11 protein-coding genes are annotated in these 18969 nt (G+C 35.4%); 7 read left to right on the top strand and 4 right to left on the bottom strand.

Annotated elements, in window-relative coordinates:
• Nucleotides 1-52: 52 nt before the first annotated feature.
• Complete coding sequence (gene dnaE / locus BMW64_RS07385) at nucleotides 53-4729, bottom strand: DNA polymerase III subunit alpha (protein ID WP_089999395.1); 4677 nt, start codon at nucleotides 4727-4729, stop codon at nucleotides 53-55.
• A gap of 265 nt (nucleotides 4730-4994) precedes the next feature.
• On the opposite strand from dnaE, the gene BMW64_RS07390 reads away from it, so the two are divergent.
• The 3 genes from BMW64_RS07390 to BMW64_RS07400 all read left to right on the top strand — a co-directional run bounded on the left by BMW64_RS07390 (nucleotide 4995) and on the right by BMW64_RS07400 (nucleotide 10382).
• Entirely contained in the window at nucleotides 4995-7100 is a 2106-nt protein-coding gene (locus BMW64_RS07390) for a S8 family peptidase (protein ID WP_089999396.1), read from the top strand.
• Between the two features lie 81 nt (nucleotides 7101-7181).
• Nucleotides 7182-9254 carry an alpha-ketoacid dehydrogenase subunit alpha/beta gene (locus tag BMW64_RS07395; RefSeq protein WP_089999397.1) on the top strand — a complete coding sequence of 691 codons (2073 nt, stop codon included), beginning with the start codon at nucleotides 7182-7184 and terminating at the stop codon, nucleotides 9252-9254.
• Between the two features lie 96 nt (nucleotides 9255-9350).
• Entirely contained in the window at nucleotides 9351-10382 is a 1032-nt protein-coding gene (locus tag BMW64_RS07400) for a bestrophin family protein (RefSeq protein WP_089999398.1), read from the top strand.
• Nucleotides 10383-10407: 25 nt separating this feature from the next.
• Here the strand turns inward: BMW64_RS07400 and BMW64_RS07405 are convergent, their stop codons facing one another.
• Nucleotides 10408-10866, bottom strand: a complete 459-nt coding sequence (locus BMW64_RS07405; protein WP_089999399.1) for an Lrp/AsnC family transcriptional regulator — start codon at nucleotides 10864-10866, stop codon at nucleotides 10408-10410.
• A gap of 149 nt (nucleotides 10867-11015) precedes the next feature.
• Between BMW64_RS07405 and BMW64_RS07410 the strand changes: the two genes are divergently transcribed.
• Nucleotides 11016-12242, top strand: coding sequence for an aminotransferase class I/II-fold pyridoxal phosphate-dependent enzyme (locus BMW64_RS07410; RefSeq protein WP_089999400.1), 1227 nt, complete (start codon nucleotides 11016-11018; stop codon nucleotides 12240-12242).
• A gap of 45 nt (nucleotides 12243-12287) precedes the next feature.
• On the opposite strand, the gene BMW64_RS07415 is transcribed toward BMW64_RS07410, so the two are convergent.
• A complete protein-coding gene (locus BMW64_RS07415) occupies nucleotides 12288-13292 on the bottom strand; it encodes a glycosyltransferase family 2 protein (protein ID WP_089999401.1) in 1005 nt (334 codons plus the stop codon).
• Between the two features lie 554 nt (nucleotides 13293-13846).
• The gene (locus tag BMW64_RS07425) at nucleotides 13847-14281 is read right to left on the bottom strand and encodes a cold shock domain-containing protein (RefSeq protein ID WP_089999403.1); all 435 of its coding nucleotides are present in this window, start codon (nucleotides 14279-14281) and stop codon (nucleotides 13847-13849) included.
• Between the two features lie 462 nt (nucleotides 14282-14743).
• Between BMW64_RS07425 and BMW64_RS07430 the strand changes: the two genes are divergently transcribed.
• The 3 genes from BMW64_RS07430 to BMW64_RS07440 all read left to right on the top strand — a co-directional run bounded on the left by BMW64_RS07430 (nucleotide 14744) and on the right by BMW64_RS07440 (nucleotide 18948).
• The gene (locus BMW64_RS07430; protein ID WP_089999404.1) at nucleotides 14744-17089 is read left to right on the top strand and encodes a hypothetical protein; all 2346 of its coding nucleotides are present in this window, start codon (nucleotides 14744-14746) and stop codon (nucleotides 17087-17089) included.
• Nucleotides 17082-18005 carry an HNH endonuclease gene (locus tag BMW64_RS07435; protein ID WP_089999405.1) on the top strand — a complete coding sequence of 308 codons (924 nt, stop codon included), beginning with the start codon at nucleotides 17082-17084 and terminating at the stop codon, nucleotides 18003-18005. Before BMW64_RS07430 ends, BMW64_RS07435 begins: the two co-directional genes overlap by 8 nt.
• Nucleotides 18006-18174: 169 nt before the next feature.
• Complete coding sequence (locus BMW64_RS07440; RefSeq protein WP_089999406.1) at nucleotides 18175-18948, top strand: hypothetical protein; 774 nt, start codon at nucleotides 18175-18177, stop codon at nucleotides 18946-18948.
• The last annotated feature ends 21 nt before the right edge of the window (nucleotides 18949-18969 follow it).

Raw genomic sequence — 18969 nt, forward strand, 5'->3', positions numbered from 1 at the left:
AAAAAGTGACAAAATAGCCACTTTTTATTTTATATTAATGTAAATAATTGAATTAGTTAAGATAGAATTCATATTTATTCAATAACTGAATTTCTTTGATGAGTTCTCCGCTCAGATTGACCGAATGTTTCATCGACTGAACCTCAAGATGTTCTACCCTAGAATCGTCATCTGTATTTTTTATATAAAATTTCAATTTCTGATTGCCCTGATTTCTTTCAAGAACGGTTCTGAAAAAAGTAAGATCTTCAGGTCTGAAATCCATCACATCCATAACAAGAGAGATGCTTTTGGCAAATCTTTCAAACGCTTCCTGAAGTTCGATTACATCATTTACATTCACAAAGACCCTTCCGTCCTTCACCTGGGCAAATTTAATTTTGAAAATTACAAAACGCTGTACTTCCAGCTTTTCTTTTAAACGCATATAATCACGATCACCTAGCCTGAAAGAATACGACCCTGAATAATCCTCCAATGTTACAAAAGCTACTTTTTCACCACTTCTAAAGCCGTCTTGAACGCGATATTCCGTGATAAGACCGGCAACAGTATATTCTTTTCCTCCGCCTCCGTTCTCCCTTTCTTTCTGAATTGTTTTCCAGTCCTTTTTCTTTTCTTCAAATAATTCTTCCTGCTTGTTGGCAAAAGCCTGTTCTTTATAAGCATCCACCTCATCAAGGTTCAGAAAGTGAAAAACCCCTTTAGGTTCAGCTTTTTTTGTCACTTCCTCAACAATCTCTTCTTCACCGGTCAGCAATTCATCAGAAACGATTTCAACAAGATCAGAAACATCTTCCGGAGTATCCTGCTCAAGAATCGGAGCTTCATCTACAACCAGTTTTACCTCCTCTTCTTTCTCTAAAACCGCTTTTTTAGAAAGTTGCCCCTGCATAAACTGATATTGATATTTAAATTCATCAAGAGGATGCGCAGAAAGATAGAATCCGATAATTTCCTTTTCTTTATTAAGCTTATGCATATTCGGCCATTCCGGACAAGGAGCGAGCTTCGGCTGCTCGATCTGTACTTCTTCAGCAAAATCTGCAAATAAGGAATTTTCCATTTCGTTTTTACTTTCCTGAAAGCTCTGTCCGTACCTGATCAATCTTTCAAGATTGGTTCTTCCCGCCATATCAATATCAAAATACTGACCTCTGTGGAAAGAATCTAATTCATCAAAGGCACCAGCCAACACCAAACTTTCCGCTACTCTTTTGTTCATCTGAGAAGGGAGAATTCTTTCAAAAAAGTCATAGATATTTTTAAATCTTCCGTTTGCTCTTTCTCTCGTAATGGCTTCACTCGGTCCTTCCCCAATACCTTTGATCGCTCCTAATCCAAAACGGATCTGTCCTTTTTCATTTACCGAGAATTTGTATTGAGATTCATTAACATCCGGCCCTAAAACATCTACTCCCATACTTTTACAATCTTCCATGAACATGGTAATAGAGTCGGTATTGTTGATGTTATTACTCATCACGCTCGCCATATATTCCGCAGGATAATTAGCTTTTAAAAAGGCCGTCTGATAAGCAATAAATGCATAGCAGGTAGAGTGAGATTTATTAAAAGCATATTCTGCAAAGGCTTTCCAGTCGTTCCAGATTTTTTCTAATCGCTCTTCATCAAGATTATTTTTTCTTCCGCCTTCGATGAACTTAGGATACATTTTATTAAGAACGTCAATCTGCTTTTTACCCATTGCTTTTCTCAGCGTATCCGCTTCACCTTTTGTAAAGTTGGCCAATTTCTGAGATAAAAGCATTACCTGCTCCTGATATACGGTAATTCCGTAAGTTTCTTTTAAATATTCTTCGGTTTCAGGTAAATCATATACAATTTCTTCTATTCCGTGTTTTCTGTTGATGAAGTTCGGAATATATTTGATAGGACCCGGACGATATAATGCGTTCATCGCAATAAGGTCGGCAAAAACAGTCGGCTTAAGTTCCCTCATGTACTTTTGCATTCCGGGACTTTCGTATTGGAAAATCCCAATGGTTCTACCTTCCTTAAATAACTGGTACGTTTTAGCATCATCCAACGGAATTTCGTCAGGATCTATATCGACTCCGTGTCTTTCTTTAACGAGTTTAAGAGCATCTTTAATGATCGTCAGCGTTCTCAAACCCAGGAAGTCCATTTTAAGCAGACCGGCACTTTCCGCTACTGAGTTATCAAACTGAGAAACCAAAATATCCGCATCCTTCGCAGCAATGGTCACCGGAACAAGATTGCTGACATCTTCCGGAGTAATAATCACTCCACAGGCATGAATTCCTGTATTCCGGATACATCCTTCCATTTTTCTTGCACTTGCGAGCACGTCATGACGAGGATCAGAAGGACTATCCAAAACCAGTCTCATTTCATCAACGAGCATCTGTTCTTCCGGTTTTAGTTTATCATATTTTGCCAGGGCTTTTGCAATATTCATCCCGGGCGTGGAAGGAATTAACTTCGCAATATTATTCGTATCAGGAATCGGGACATCCAATACTCTCCCTGCATCTTTAATGGCAGATTTACCTCCCAGTACAGAGTATGTAATGATCTGCGCAACCTGACTTTGACCATATTTGTCGATTACCCATTTAATAATCCGGTCACGGCCTTCATCATCAAAGTCAATATCAATATCCGGCATGGAAACCCTTTCAGGATTCAGGAATCTCTCGAAAAGGAGATCATACTTAATCGGGTCAACGTTTGTGATTCCGATACAGTAAGCAACAGCAGAACCCGCTGCAGATCCCCGACCGGGACCAACCCAAACTCCCATTTTACGAGCTTCATTACAAAAATCCTGTACAATAAGGAAATACCCCGGATAACCTGTATTAGCAATTACTTCAAGTTCGAAATCCAGACGTTCCTTTATATCATCTGTAATACCATCAGCTCCATATCTTCTTTTTGCCCCTTCATAGGTCAAATGTGTGAGATAAGCCATCTCACCACGTTTCCCTCCATCAATTTCATCTTCTGCGTGAACGAATTCCTGAGGAATATCGAATTTAGGAAGAAGAACATCCCTTTTGAGGGTGTAAGGCTTAAATTTAGCGGTAAATTCTTCGTAAGCATCAAAAGCATCAGGATATGCTAGAAAAGCTTCTTTAATTTCATCTGAATTTTTAATGTAATACTCTCCGGTAGCAAGCCCTCTCCTTTTACCAAATCCCTTCCCTACAGGTGTTGAGAGTTTTTCACCATCTTTAATACAACTCACAATATCCTGAATATTGGAATCGTCTTTATTGGTGTAGAACGTTTCGTTCTGCGCTAAAATTTTAACATTATATTTATCTGCAAAATGAAGGAGAACATCATTTAAATGCTCTTCTTCAGGCAGTTTATGATTCTGAATCTGAACATAAAAATCATCTTCAAAAGTATCTTTCCACCATTTGAAAAGTTCCTCCCCTTTTTGTTCTCCGGTATTTAAAATAGCATCAGGAATATCACCATGAATCCCGGAAGTCAAAGCAATAACCCCTTCTTTGTATTGTGCGATCAATTCCCGGCTCACCCTGGGAACACCAAAATAGAATCCTTTAAGAAAACCAATACTGGAGAGTTTTGCCAGGTTTTTATACCCGTTAAAATCTTTCGCCAACAGGACAACCTGAGTTCTCCGGTCAGGATCATCCTTGGTAAATTGCTTCTGTTCATATCGGTCCGATATATAAAATTCACAACCCACCACAGGAATAAGTGGCTGCGAAACCGGTTCTGCCTCATTAAAAACTTCACCTTTCTCTTCAGCTTCCTGTTTTTTGGCTAAATATTCTTTATGTTTTTTCGCACGGTCACCATTTGCACTTTCTACAGCTGAAACAAATTTGAAAGCTCCCATCATATTGCCCAGATCCACCATACCGACAGCCGGGAAATTATCATCAGTCGCTTTTTTAATCAAATCATTAATGCTCGAAGTCGCCGATAATGTTGAAAAAACACTGTGGTTATCAAAATTGAAGTATTTCCCGAGATCAATTTCATCAATACTTCCAAAATCCTGTTGTTTTTTCTTGTTATGAAAATCTGCAACCTGCCTTCTGATAACAATGCTGAAAGGCCTGATCGGATCGGGATACAATGTTTTGAAGTATGTAAGCTGATCTTCAGAAATCTTTAATACCTCAGCAGGAATTACTCCGATTCTCATCATTTCGAAGAAAACCTGAGCAGTAGCATTTACGTCGGCAGCAGCATTGTGAGCTTCATCAAACTTATGTCCATAAAGCTTTTCGTACAGCTCTTCCAATTTTGGTGGCTTAAATCGACCGCCACGTCCTCCTCCAAGCTGACAAAAATCTGTTCCCAGAACCATCGTATCGGCTCTCGGTTTTTCTTGAAGGTTGTCTTTTATATTTTTACGGTAAAATTCGGCTCCAACGATATTATAGTCAAACTCGACATTATGACCGGATACAACTCTTACTTTTTCTAAAACTTTAGAAAATTCATTTAAAATTTCTGTGAGATCACGACCTTCTTCATTGGCAATCTTTGTGGTGATACCATGAATTCTTGCCGCATTAAATGGAATATCATAGCCTTCCGGTTTAATGATATAATCCTGATTTTCAATTAAAGTCCCATCATCATCGTGCAACTGCCACGCAATCTGAACCATTCTTGGCCAGTTGTCTGAATCTGAAAGCGGAGCGTTGAAATTCTTTGGTAAACCTGTGGTTTCTGTGTCAAAAACTAAATACATGTATTTTCTAGCTTTTATTTAAAAGATAATGTAAAGTTACTTCATTTTTTGATGTTATGTATACATTTAAATTCATTAAATGGGCTCAAAAACTTATGCTTCATTATAAATTGTATTTAGTTAGCAAACAATATTGATAAAAAAGTATTAAAAAAATTAAGAGTAATTAAAATTTAATTAAGATTAATTGATGGATAATCAACATTTAACAATGAATCATGAATCTTCAATACATTTGTTCTGGATATTTATAATCACTAACGGCATGAGGAAAAATCTAATTGTATTGAGTACATTATTATGTATTTCAGCATATGCACAGAAGAATAATGAAAGTTTAAGAAGAGAATTTAATCAGCAAAAGTTTGAAAACGAGAAAAAGTTTGATGCTTATGTTGAAAGGGTATATGGAAAAAATCCGGATTCGGCAACAAAGAAAAAAATAGATTCTTTAAAATCAAGGCTTGGAGGTTTTCATTTTGATATTCCCTATTTCTTAGAGGAGCACGATACAAGACAATTATCCAACTCCAATTCTGATCAGCTGAATACTGCCGGCAATATAACCGGACTTACGGGAGCTTTTAACGGAGAAAATATCAAGTATACAATTTTTGATGGCGGAAGAATATACGCAGCGCATACCGCTTTTGATAATGCTACTGGAAGAATAACCAATAAAGAAGCAAGCTCTCAGAGTTATTCGGATCACTCTACCGGAGTTGGAAGTTTTATCGGAGGTAAAAGTGTTAACTTATCCAGTGGAGGTGTTTCTGTAGGAAACGCAAAAGGTGTCGCTATTAATTCCACGATGGACAGTTACATGTTTGCAACAACTACTTTGCCTGGTGACACTTCTACAAGTACGGTTTTTGATAAAATCCTTATTGCACTGCCTAATATTTCCAACCATTCTTATGGGATTAATGCAGGTTGGGACGAAAAATACGACAGCAGCGGAAACCTTTCATCCTATGTTTATAATGGATCCAAAAGCGGAAATACATTTTATGATTTTCAAGGAACTTATGATAACAACGACTACAATTATGATGCCCTGGTATACAGCAATCCTTCTTTTATTATTGTAAAATCTGCTGGAAACTCATTTGGCATGGGACCGAATGGAACATCAGTAACAATTCCTAAATATTATAAGACTTCGAGCGGTCAGATCGCATTTAGTACCAGTGACACTCCACCCCCAAACAACTGTGCGCAGGGCTACGACTGTATCGGTCCCGGCTCATTGGCAAAAAATATTATTATAGTAGGAGCTACAGACATTATCACAACCAATAATTTCCGCTATACCAGTGCAAGTGATGTTGTACATTCTGAATATAGTAGTGCAGGACCACGAGACGATGGCGGAATAAAGCCGGACATCTCCACAGTAGGAACAGATGTTTTATATGCTGCTACATCAGCCACGGGCAGCAGCGTATGGGCAGGAGGAAGCGGAACTTCTTTTTCTGCACCAGTTGTGACTGGAATTATTGGACTTTGGACACAAATCTACAAGCAGCTTTTCAATAATGCACTACTTAATGCTGCTTCAGCAAAAGTGCTTACCGTTCACTCGGCTGCTGAAGCTGGAAATGTGGGTCCAGATCCATGGTTTGGATGGGGATTTATTGATGCTAAAAAAGGAGCGGAATTACTGGTCGGAAAAGCCAACAACACCGTAATTTTTAACGATGAAATATTAAACAGTGGAGTTAAAAACAGTAAAACAATTGTAGCAAGCGGAAGTGAACCATTAAAAGCGACCATCAGCTGGATAGATCCGCAATATGAACCCAATTACCAGTTCGTATCAGATGTTTACAATAACAGAACATCAAAATTAATCAATGATCTTGATCTCAGAATTATAGATCTTACCACAAATACCATATATTATCCATGGAAGCTTGATGCCAATAGTCCAATGACGCCAGCAACAAAAGCAGATAACACAGTAGATAACGTGGAGCAGGTTGTTATAGATAATCCTGTTGCAGGAAGAAACTACCGAATTGAAATAACAAACAAAGGAACGTTGGTTAATGATTCCGGGGCTGCTGCGCCACAAAACTATTCTATCATAGTTACTGGTCAGACCCAGACTACATTAGGAACAAATGATGTCGTAAAAGACAACGGAATAATTATCGCCCCAACACTTACCAAAGATTTTGTTAAAGTACTAAAAGCACCGAAAAAATCTACTTTTAGCGTATATGATCTTTCTGGTAAAAAGCTGCAAAGTGGCAGTCTTAATAATCCTGAAGAAAAAATTGATCTGTCTTCGTACATTAAAGGAATTTACATCATTGAGGTGAAAACCGACAATGATACCATATCTAAAAAAGTAATTAAAGAATAATCAGATCATTATTTAAACATTAAAACCTGTAAAACACTAACGATTGTTAGTGTTTTGTTTTTTTGTTTATCTTTGCTTTCTATGGAAAATACACTTCACGAAAAAGTTTCTCAGGATATTCTGCTTAAAGCTTATAATCATATGATGCTTGCCAAAGCAATGGCTGACATTTATGAGGAAAACAGAAATGTTACCAAATATGTTCATAGTACATCCAGAGGTCATGAAGCTATTCAGTTGGCGACCGCTTATCAGTTGAAAAAAGAAGACTGGGTATCTCCTTACTACAGAGACGAAAGTGTTCTTTTGGGAATAGGCTTTGAACCTTATCAACTGATGCTTCAGCTATTGGCAAAAGCTGATGATCCTTTTTCGGGAGGAAGATCATATTATTCCCATCCTTCAAGCAGGGATGAAAACAAACCAAAAATCATTCATCAAAGCTCTGCAACAGGAATGCAAACCATTCCGACAGCCGGAGTCGCACAAGGAATAAAATATATTGAGGATTTCAATTTGCAGCAGTTTGAAAACAACCCGGTGGTTGTCTGTAGCCTCGGAGACAATTCCGTAACGGAAGGTGAAGTGAGTGAAGCGCTTCAGTTTTCAGCATTACATCAGCTGCCGATCATATTCCTGGTTCAGGATAATGAGTGGGGAATTTCCGTAACGAAAGATGAAGCAAGAACCTCCGATGCCTATGATTTCGTAGCCGGATTTACAGGCTTAAGCAGAATGAGAGTTGACGGAACAGATTTCATAGAAAGCTTTGAAGTCATGAAAAAAGCGGTTGATTTTGTACGTAACGAAAGAAAACCTTTAGTTGTTTGTGCAAAAACAGTTCTTATCGGCCATCATACTTCCGGAGTACGAAGAGAATTTTACAGAGATGACGAAGATTTAGCTAAACACAGATCAAAAGATCCGGGAGAAATTCTTAGAAACCAACTTCTTGATTCAGGCGTTGACGAAGAATTATTAAAACAGATTACCAAAAAAGCCCGTCTTGAGGCAGAAGAAGCATTCGAGAAAGCTAAAAACGCAGAAGATCCAAAACCTGAAACTGTAATGGACCACATTTTCGCACCTACTCCGATTAATGAAGAAGTGGGAACACGCGAACCTCAGGGTGGTGAAAAAATCGTTATGGTTGATGCGGCCATTCATGCGATTCAGGAACTGATGTGGAAACATCCGGAAGCCTTGCTTTACGGACAGGATGTCGGCGAAAGAATCGGTGGTGTTTTCCGTGAAACAGTAACATTAGGAAAGAAGTTTGGAAGCAAAAGAGTTTTCAATACTGCTATTCAGGAAGCATATATTATCGGTTCTACAACAGGTATGAGTGCGGTAGGCTTAAAACCGATCGTAGAAGTGCAGTTTGCCGATTATATTTATCCGGGAATCAATCAATTGATAACAGAAATTTCAAAATCAAGTTATTTAAGCCAGGGAAAATTCCCGGTAAGCAATATTATCCGTGTACCGATAGGTGCTTACGGCGGAGGTGGACCTTACCACAGCGGCAGCGTTGAAAGTATTTTAGCAAATATTAAAGGAATAAAAATCGCATACCCCAGCAATGCCGCAGATTTTAAAGGATTGCTAAAAGCAGCTTACTACGACCCTAACCCTGTTATCATGCTGGAGCATAAAGGATTGTACTGGAGCAAAGTTCCCGGAACTGAAGATGCAAAAACAGTCGAGCCTGCAGAAGATTATATTTTACCTTTTGGAAAAGGGAAAGTAATTATTGAAGCCGATAAAGATGAAACAGAAAATGGCAGAACTTTACTAGTGGTAACGTACGGAATGGGCGTTTACTGGGCAAAAGAAGCTGTGAAAAACTTTAATGGAAGAGTGGAAGTTATCGATTTAAGAACTTTAATTCCTCTTGATGAAGAACTTGTTTTCGAAAGAGTAAGAGCACACGGAAAATGTATCGTTCTCACGGAAGAACAATTAACCAATTCATTTGCAGAAGCTTTTGCACACAGAATTTCCAGAAACTGCTTTAAATATCTTGATGCACCGGTGGAAACCATAGGTTCCTTAGATACTCCCGCTGTACCGATCAACCTCGCATTAGAAAAGGCCATGCTGCCCAATGCTGAAAAGCTACGTGAAAAGATTGACGGAATGCTGAAATATTAATCCTAAAATAAATTAGACCTCTAAATTCTTTTTAGAGGTTTTTTTGTACGCTTTTTGTTACTTTGAATAAAAATTTCATAAAAAGCATACAAACCTATGATCACTACGAAATACGTCAATTACAAACAGATACTCAACTTATCCGGATTTCATGTTATTCTGATTTCCATTTGGTGTACGTTGATTGCTGTTCTCTTTCACTTCTTCAATTGGCAGTGGATGATTATTCCATGGGTTCCCGTGGCACTTATTGGTACGGCAGAAGCTTTTTTGGTTGGTTTTAAAAACAATCAGGCCTACGACAGATTATGGGAAGCAAGAAAAATCTGGGGAGGAATCGTTAATTCCAGCCGTATGCTGGGATCAATGGTATATTCTTTTGATGCTGAGGATGAAAAAATTGGAAAGTTTGAACTTGAAGACCGTAGAAGAAAAATTGTATGCAGGCATATTGCCTGGCTGTATGCATTTCGTGATCAGCTTCTGATCCCTACAGAATGGGAACACATAAAAGTAGAAGAAGAGCTATCCAAAAAAACGGATCATAAACGCAACCGGTTGATCAAAGCGGGATTTCCTGATTATACCAGAACTCCCCTGTTTTTAAACAAATATTTATCAGAAGAAGAAGCAGAACAAAAGTCTCATTATAAAAATTTCGCGACGTATCTTATTGCTCAGCAGTCAAAAGATGTTAATGAATTGAAGAATATAGGTGCTATTTCAGAATTCAACCAAATGCAGCTTCAGGAATGCCTGAACGAGTTTTATACCCTGCAGGGACAAGCCGAAAGGATCAAAAAATTCCCTTTGCCAAGACAGTTTGCCAGTACGGCTTTTGTATTTAATGTTATTTTCATCATGCTGCTTCCATTAGGTCTGGTAAGTGAATTTGCACAGTTGGGTGACTGGGGAATCTGGGCCTCTATCCCGTTTTGTATCATGATTGGCTGGATGTATATTATCATGGAGCTGGTGGGTGACTATTCCGAAAATCCTTTTGAAGGATTAATGTTTGATATCCCGATGCTGTCTATATGCAGAACAATAGAAATTGATCTCCTGCAAATGACCGGAGAAACCGAATTACCGGATCCGATCGCCTCTAAAAACGGTGTTCTTGTTTAAAAAATAATGACGGCTATTATTAAATTTACAAAACAATAGCCGTTGTATTTTTTACTTCAGAGATCATAAAAGAACTATGAGTGCTTGAAATGTGCTTTAAAGTGGTAAGTTTTGTCAGCATAAAATTTCGGTAATCTTCCATGTCCCTGACTGCAATTTTTAAAATATAATCATAATCCCCGCTCACATGAAAACACTCTGTCACCTCATGCAAATTCATGATTTCCTTTTCAAACTGTAACACATATTCCTTTTTATGCTGTGTTAATTTTACATGACACAGCACAATAAAATTCCGGTCGATTTTATGCCGGTCAAGGATCGCAACATATTTTGAGATTACGCCTGTATTTTCCAATTTCCTAATACGCTCATAAACAGCCGTTACGGATAATCCAAGTTTGTAAGACAGTTCTTTCGTGGTCTGCTTAGAATCTTCCTGCAAAAAAAGCAACAGTTTTTTATCAATATCATCGAAAGCCATAGATAAATTTTTGTTAAAAATTTACATTCACCAAATATAATAAACTTTATTTCTATTAAATCAAATAATCATAGATTTATATTCCGTTAATTCAATTTTATGTTGTAAAAAACATGAAATAAGTTCATTTTAGCAAAAACTAAAAGGATATGAAAGATTTTAACGCCGCAAACGAAATTCAGGATTTACAGTACTTTGGTGAGTTCGGAGGAGTAAATCCATCCATCTCAGACAGTTCTACCTATACTTTCCTTTCTGCCAAAACAATGTTTGATACATTTGAAGGAAATGCAGACGGATGCTATCTGTATTCAAGACATTCATCACCGATGAACCTGTATCTTTCGCAAGCTCTTGCCAAAATGGAAAATACGGAAGCTGCCAATGTGACGGCTTCAGGGATGGGAGCAATCACTTCAGTGCTTCTTCAGACTTGTAAAAGCGGTGATCATATCATTTCCAGCAGAACAATTTACGGCGGAACATATGCCTTTATGAAAAATTTTCTGCTTCCCTTTAATATTGAAACAACCTTCGTCGACATCAATAATTTTGAGTCTGTCGAAAATTCTATACAGCCCAACACAAAGATTATATATTGCGAAAGTGTGAGCAACCCTCTTCTGGAAGTTGCCGACCTGAGAAAGTTGTCGGAAATCTGTAAAAAGTATAACTTAAAACTGATTGTTGATAATACTTTCTCACCACTTTCCATCTCACCTGCACTGCTGGGAGCAGATATTGTGATCCATTCCCTTACAAAATTCATCAATGGAAGCAGCGATACGGTAGGCGGCGTTTATTGTGGAACGCAAGAATTTATCAACGATACCAAGAACGTGAATACCGGCGCATGTATGCTTTTAGGCCCGACGATGGACAGCCTTCGCTCGGCAAGCATCCTAAAAAACCTCAGAACGCTTCATATCAGAATGAAACAGCATAGCCACAACGCGATGTATCTGGCAGAAAGATTTGAAAATGACGGGCTAAAAGTTTCTTATCCCGGACTGAAATCCCATAGAAACCACGAACTGATGAAAAGCATGATGCATACAGAATACGGTTTTGGAGGATTACTGACACTGGATGCAGGAACTACCGAAAAAGCCAATGAATTAATGGAGTTAATGCAGAAAGAAAACCTCGGCTATCTTGCGGTAAGCCTTGGATTTTATAAAACCTTATTCTCATGTTCAGGAAGCTCTACCTCTTCTGAAATCCCTGAAGAAGAACGCGCTGAAATGGGAATCTCCGACGGATTGATACGATTTTCCATCGGCCTCGATCATGACATTGAAAGAACATACGAAAAGATGAGAGAATGCATGCTAAAAACAGGCGTTCTCAACCATGAAACCATCTCCATATCTTAATTATTATCTTAAAAGCTGTTGTTCATCCGACAGCTTTTTTTATTATTACATTTTATGAAAATGTTTTGGAAATGCCTCTTCAGGCTTCATTTTAAAAACATTCAGCAACACCCAGGATTTTAAAAAGCCATATCCGTAAGAAAACATCTGGATATAAGTTGAAATCACAGCCATTCCGGCAATGCTGATATTCTTAGTCACCCATAACGCATGGAACAGCACCATAAAAGTATACAATCCGTAAAAAGCAAGAATGATTCCTTTTCCCATAATGAAATATTCAAGGAAACCCATGATATAACCTAATAAAAATAAAGTCGGAAAAGCGAATGAAATCTTTACATAATTAGGATGCCTTTGGTTCAGAATCGGCCGTGCACAGCCAAACTGATACACCTGTTTGGAAAACTTTCCGAAATCTACCCTTCTTTTATGATAAACAGCAATATTGTCAAAAAAAGCTGTTGTAAAACCATTTTCCCAAAGTGTCATCGAAAGATCCGGATCCTCCCCGATTCTCATTTCCGAAAAACCTCCAACCTTTTCAAATACTTCTTTCTTTACGCCCATATTAAAACTTCTCGGCTGAAATTTTGATACCGCTTTTTTACTGCCGCGGATTCCGCCAGTGGTAAAAACAGAAGTCATAGAATACGAAATTGCTTTCTGCATCAGGTTGAAACCTTTATGAGCCTTATCCGCCCCACCGAAAGCATCACAGGGAATTTCAAGAATATCTTTTTTGATATTTTCGATATAATCTTTTTCTACGATGACATCACTGTCCACAAAAACCAGCCATTCATTTCCCGCTCTTCTGGAACCAAAATTTCGGGATAATCCCGGTCCGGAATTTTCTTTCCTAAAATATTTTATGTTCAGAAAACTTTCAAAATTCTCGATTGTCGGACGCAGATCCACAAGCGAACCGTCATCCACAATAATGATTTCAAAGTCTTTATCCGACTGTGAAGTAAGAGAATTCAGGAGCTCAAAAAGCTCATCTTTACGGTTAAAAATAGCAACGACAATGGAAATGGTAGGCTTCAAATCTGAAAATTTTTCAAAAATACTTATTCACGGAAGAATGCGCAAAGCATTTATGATAATTTATAAATTGAAAATTGATTTTGTTGATAGTACGACAGCTATGTAATTATTTTTACAAGAATATCCCCGATTTAAAATAAATCCACAAAATCACTGATATAAAAAATGATACTACCGACAAACTGAAAAAAAGCCACTGAAAAGCATTTTTAAAATAATACATCTCAAGAACGTGCAGAACGAAAAAAACCACAAGGGAGACCGCCAGCCCCAAAACTGATCCAATAACAACCGACTGCATGTAATTCTCTGAAATAAGTGGATTTCTAAATACCAGAAAGAAAAAAACTGCTGAAAAAAAATACAATATTAGACTTATCTTTTCCCTGACATATTTTGTTTTCTTTTTCTTATTTCTTGTAAATCTCGTTGTCCCTGAATTAAGCAGATTGCTACCGATATCTAATAAATCAAAAAAGTCGAAATTCATAGGTTGAATTTCGACAAATTTAAAAATTTATTCGGTACATCGGAAACTGTTGTCTCCGATACTTTTATTTAACGAGCTGAATATCTACTGCTGAAAAACCTTTTGGAGATTTCTCTTTTTCATAAGATACTTTGTTTCCTTTTTTTACAGGCTCTGCGCAGTTATTACTGTGGAAGAAAATATTTTCCTTCGATTTGTCTTCCGTAATAAATCCGTACCCTTTTTCACTGAAAAAAGTAATGATTCCTGTTTTTCTGATTTCTTCCGCTTCGATGGGAGCCGCTCCCAAACGGATATCATCCACGTTGATCTCTGCTTTTTCCGCATGATCCGGTGGAGTTGAAGTCAATTGACCGTTGGCATCTACATACATCAACATCTCGTCAAGACTTTTACCTTTGTTGTTGCTCGTTTTACGCTCTTCACGCTTAAGAGCTTTTTCCTTTTGTTTTTGAATTTTCTTTTTGAAATTTTCTTTTTTAGAAAAAGAATCCGCCATATATTATTATAAAATTTAGTTGTTACTGAAATAAAAACTTTCCGCTATACGAAAAGAAATAAAAAGTTTTGAATAAGATCTCTGATTATGCCTCAATAAAGAGCTTAAAATGAAATAGTATTAAAATCTGTCAGCTGTAAAAGCAAAAAACTGCTTGGAAATAGAAATTCTAACTTGTTACAGAGAAAGGTAATTACCTCTTATTAGGTACAAAGATACGAAAAAATGCCTACACTTCCTAGTAATTAATTGGATCTCAATTTGTTTTTGTTGTAAAGCTTTGTTTACACTACACCTAAGCTTAAAAATTGTCACATCTCACCAACTCCAAAAATCTAATGAATTTTACACACCCCGTCATTCCGAGGAACGAAGGAATCTCTTATTAGAATTAAATTATTTATAAGGGGTTCCGTAATTTTTTTTTATAAGGAAATTGTATATTTATAAAAACAAATAACTATGAGTTTCAAATTAATTGCTATACGCCCACTTGATGGTTGTAATCCTAAATTCTTAAAGAATTTAACTCCAAACTTTATTTATAAGTTTTATAATGATTATAAATTTTACAATAACAAAGAATTAGCTGAAAATAAATCTACTAATAGCGATATTATAAGGATTGAATACACAGCTAATATTCCAGAAGATTTATATTATCAAGGTGATGACGAATATAAAACTAAAATAAATGTTTCTGCTATTGTCGGGAAAAATGGTAGCGGAAAAAGTGCTTTAGTAGAATTACTTGTAGCATCTATTGTAAAAATGTCTTTGATGATTGATGATAACTTTATTGATCCGAAGAATTTATACTATCATCGAGATGAAGATATATTAAAAGAATTCATAGCAAAATATGAGAAAAGTAAAAATGAGGATTTAAATTCCATAAATTCGGAAATTTACTTTTATCACAAAGCACCTCATTTAATTGAAAATCATAATCCAATTATAAAGATTAGAAAATTAAGATTAGAAAATGGTGTTATATCTATTTTCGATTTTGAAAAAAAATTCAAAACTGATACGGTATTTTTAATAAAAAACAATATTCCTACTTATTTAAACCGGACTAAAAAAACTGCTAAAACAAATAATCAAGAAATAACTTTATCAACAAAGGAATTAGAATTTTTCAAAGATTTCTTTTATACAATAGTAATCAATTATTCACACTATGGCTACAATACTAGAGAAAGTGGAGAATGGTTAAAAGGAGTATTTCATAAAAATGATGGTTATCAATTACCTGTTGTAATTAATCCTTTTAGAGAAGAAGGAAATATTGATATCAATTCTGAAAAGAATTTAGCATCTTCAAGATTCTTAGTTAATATTCTTCAAGAAAAGAAATTGAGAACAATCTCAGAAAATAAAACGGTTTCACATATAAGTATTGAAATTGATAAAAGTAAATTCTCTGAATGGGATGATTTAGAAAAAAGAGATACAAGAATTTACAATAAGGAAGAGGAAAAAAAAGAAATTTTAGAATCACTGATAAATATTTTCTTTGATGAAAAAAGTTTTAAAATAACCAAAACCGAAAATTCTATTTATCCTTTCATCAGGGATTATATTTTTTTAAAATTGTATAAGATCACTCAGTATAAAAAGTATAAAGATTTCCGTGGAGATAAATCCACATTCATGAGAGTTTATGAATCACCATCATCATTTTCTTTTATTGATAATGATAATTTAAGAGATTATTTTCATGATTTAGAAATTGATTCTAGTCATATTACTGACAAACTTAGGCAAGCATTATTCTTCCTTAAATATATGTACTTAAATGATAATGATATATTTGAAAAAGATAAAAACGAAAAACTTATAAAAATTGATGACTTATATGAGAATATAAATTATAATTTTCATGATTATATTAAAAATAAACTTATTGTCGAACAATTTTTATATTCAAATTTCAGGGTCGAAGAATCACTGCCATCAATTTTTAAGGTTAATTATTTTTTTGATAGTAAATACTCAGAAAATAATTTTAATAATTTCAGTTCTGGCGAAAAACAAAAAATATACAGCGTTCATTCTGTAATTTATCATTTAAGAAATTTAAAATCAGTAACGGAAAATTATGATCTTGAAAATCAACATAGTCTAATATATTATAAAAACGTAAATATAATCTTTGATGAAATTGAACTTTATGCACATCCAAACTATCAAAAAAAATTTTTAAATGACCTATTAACCGCAATTAATTCTGTTTATCAGAGGTATGATAATCTTAATATACTTTTCATTACTCACTCCCCATTTATCTTATCTGATATTCCAAAACAAAATGTATTGTTTTTGGGAGTTGATGAAGAAACTAAAAAATTCAAACCTCAAAATTTTAAAAGAATGAATACTTTCGGAGCAAACATAACAGATTTATTAGCTGATAGTTTTTTCATAAACGATGGCCTAATTGGTGATTTTGCAAAGGGGAAAATTGAAGAAATAATTAATTGGCTCAATTCAATTCTTGAACTTAAAGAGAATATAAAAAAATGGGAATTAGAGAATAAAAATCAAACAAATAATACTAAGATAAAAAATACGAAAAAGAAAATTAACAATTATTTAAAAAAAGAAATTCAATTAAAAAGTAATGATTATAAGAAATATTTTAGATTAATTGAAATTATTGATGAGCCCGTTCTGAAACATAAATTAGAGGACATGTATACGGAAGCAACTTTTGAGTTTCCAAGAAAGGAGATATTAAAAAAACAAATTGTTCAAATACAAAAACAATTGGAAGAACTTCAAAATCAACACGACAATGCTTAGTTTAAAATTTTCAACCATAAAATCTCTTCAATACTATGATGAAATTAAACATAAAATTAAGAATTTTGATGCATTGGGTTTAGCTGAAGAAGATATTAAAAAATTAATTATCTCCAAACCTGCCCAACTAATTAAAATAAATAATGATTTTATGACAAATTATATTCAAGGATATAATTTTGATGAACTTATATCTTATACAAAATTGAAAGAAGCAAACAAACCAACAGATACAAAATATCATTTAAAAATATTAGGACTTAAAAATGTTTTTAATTATAAAACTATAATTGGAAATAAATATTATTTGGCAGAAATATTAGACCAGCATACATGTATTTATTGTAATAGAAATTATGTAAAAACAGTTGGGAATTCTGATAACAAAATTTTACGCGCAGAGTATGATCATTTTTTCAATAAAAATAAATATCCTCTTTTAGCACTTAGTTTTTATAATTTAATACCAATTTGTAGTACTTGTAACAAAAAAAAGGGTGATACTGATTTTGATCTAGATAATTATTTACACCCTTATCTAATGAGTGATGAAGATAAAAAATTTAATTTTAGTTACAGAAAAAAAAGTTTTATAGATAACAATGTAAAATTATGTATTTCAACTACAGATTCTGCTGTAGAGAAAAAAATAAAAAAAACATTCAAAGATTTATGTTTGAATGAAATATACAATTCGAATTCTGATAAAGAATTACGAGATTTACTAGATTTACGTTATAAATATTCTCAAAATTACTTAGAAATCTTACTAAATAATACTTTTAAAAACCTTCCAATAACAAAAGAAGAGGTATATAGAATGGTCTTCGGTATTGAAACTAAAGAAGAAGATTATCATAAAAGACCTTTTTCAAAATTTAAAAAAGATATTATTGATGAACTTTTAAAAAAATAAAAATTAGCTTATTTTACATCGCTTAGACCCAAAAACCCTAGCCTTCCGCTAGGGTTTTCCCATTCCCTCATTTAACATAAAATAATGATTATCAATTATTCACTATAAAAAGACCCATCAATCAAAATAAATTTTATATTTGTTCGACTAATTAAAAACGCAAATGCCTATGTCTACAACATTTCCATCGGAAAGCAATTCCGAATCCGGCAAAAACAACAAAAAAACAGCAAGCGAAGTAGGACACGCCAGAAATGTCGCCAACCTGCATAAGCTCATTCAGCAGGTTTCCGTGTATCTATTGTACAATCCGCCGGTTCCCGAACTGAGCGTCGACAGTCTTCAGACCCTTTACAACACGGCCACTACCAAATTGAGCGAGGTCGAAGAAAAACGCAATGCCAACAAAAACGCAATCACCCTGCGCCAGACAGCATTTGAAAACTTGAAAACAACCTGCACCCGCATTGTCAACCGCCTGGAGATCCTCGGATTACCACAAGGCACCGTAGACCAGGCGAAATCCCTGAAACGATCAATACAGGGAGCTAAAAAGAAATCTGCCCCAGCATCCGAAGCAGCTGCAGAAGCACCCAAAACCATTTCTACCTCCCGACAGTCTTTCACCCAGCAGGCCGAAAATTTCGGGATCCTGTTACAGCTGCTGACCACCATTTCAGCCTATGATCCCCAGGAAGATGAATTGAAATTAGCCAACCTCAACACCTACAAAGATTCCCTGGTAAGCGCTACCCAGGCCGTAGACCAGGCCGAAGCCGAGCTCAACCTCAAAATGATGGAAAGAAATAAAATACTATATACGGAAGGAAGCGGCCTCTACTCCATTGCCCAGAACGTCAAAAAATATGTGAAGAGCCTCTACGGAGCCACTTCCCCGGAATATATAACGGTTTCAGGCATCATATTTACCCGCACTAAATAAAATAGTATAATGATTGAAGAA

Origin of the sequence: Chryseobacterium taichungense, assembly GCF_900109935.1 — a bacterium.
GTDB lineage: Bacteria > Bacteroidota > Bacteroidia > Flavobacteriales > Weeksellaceae > Chryseobacterium > Chryseobacterium taichungense.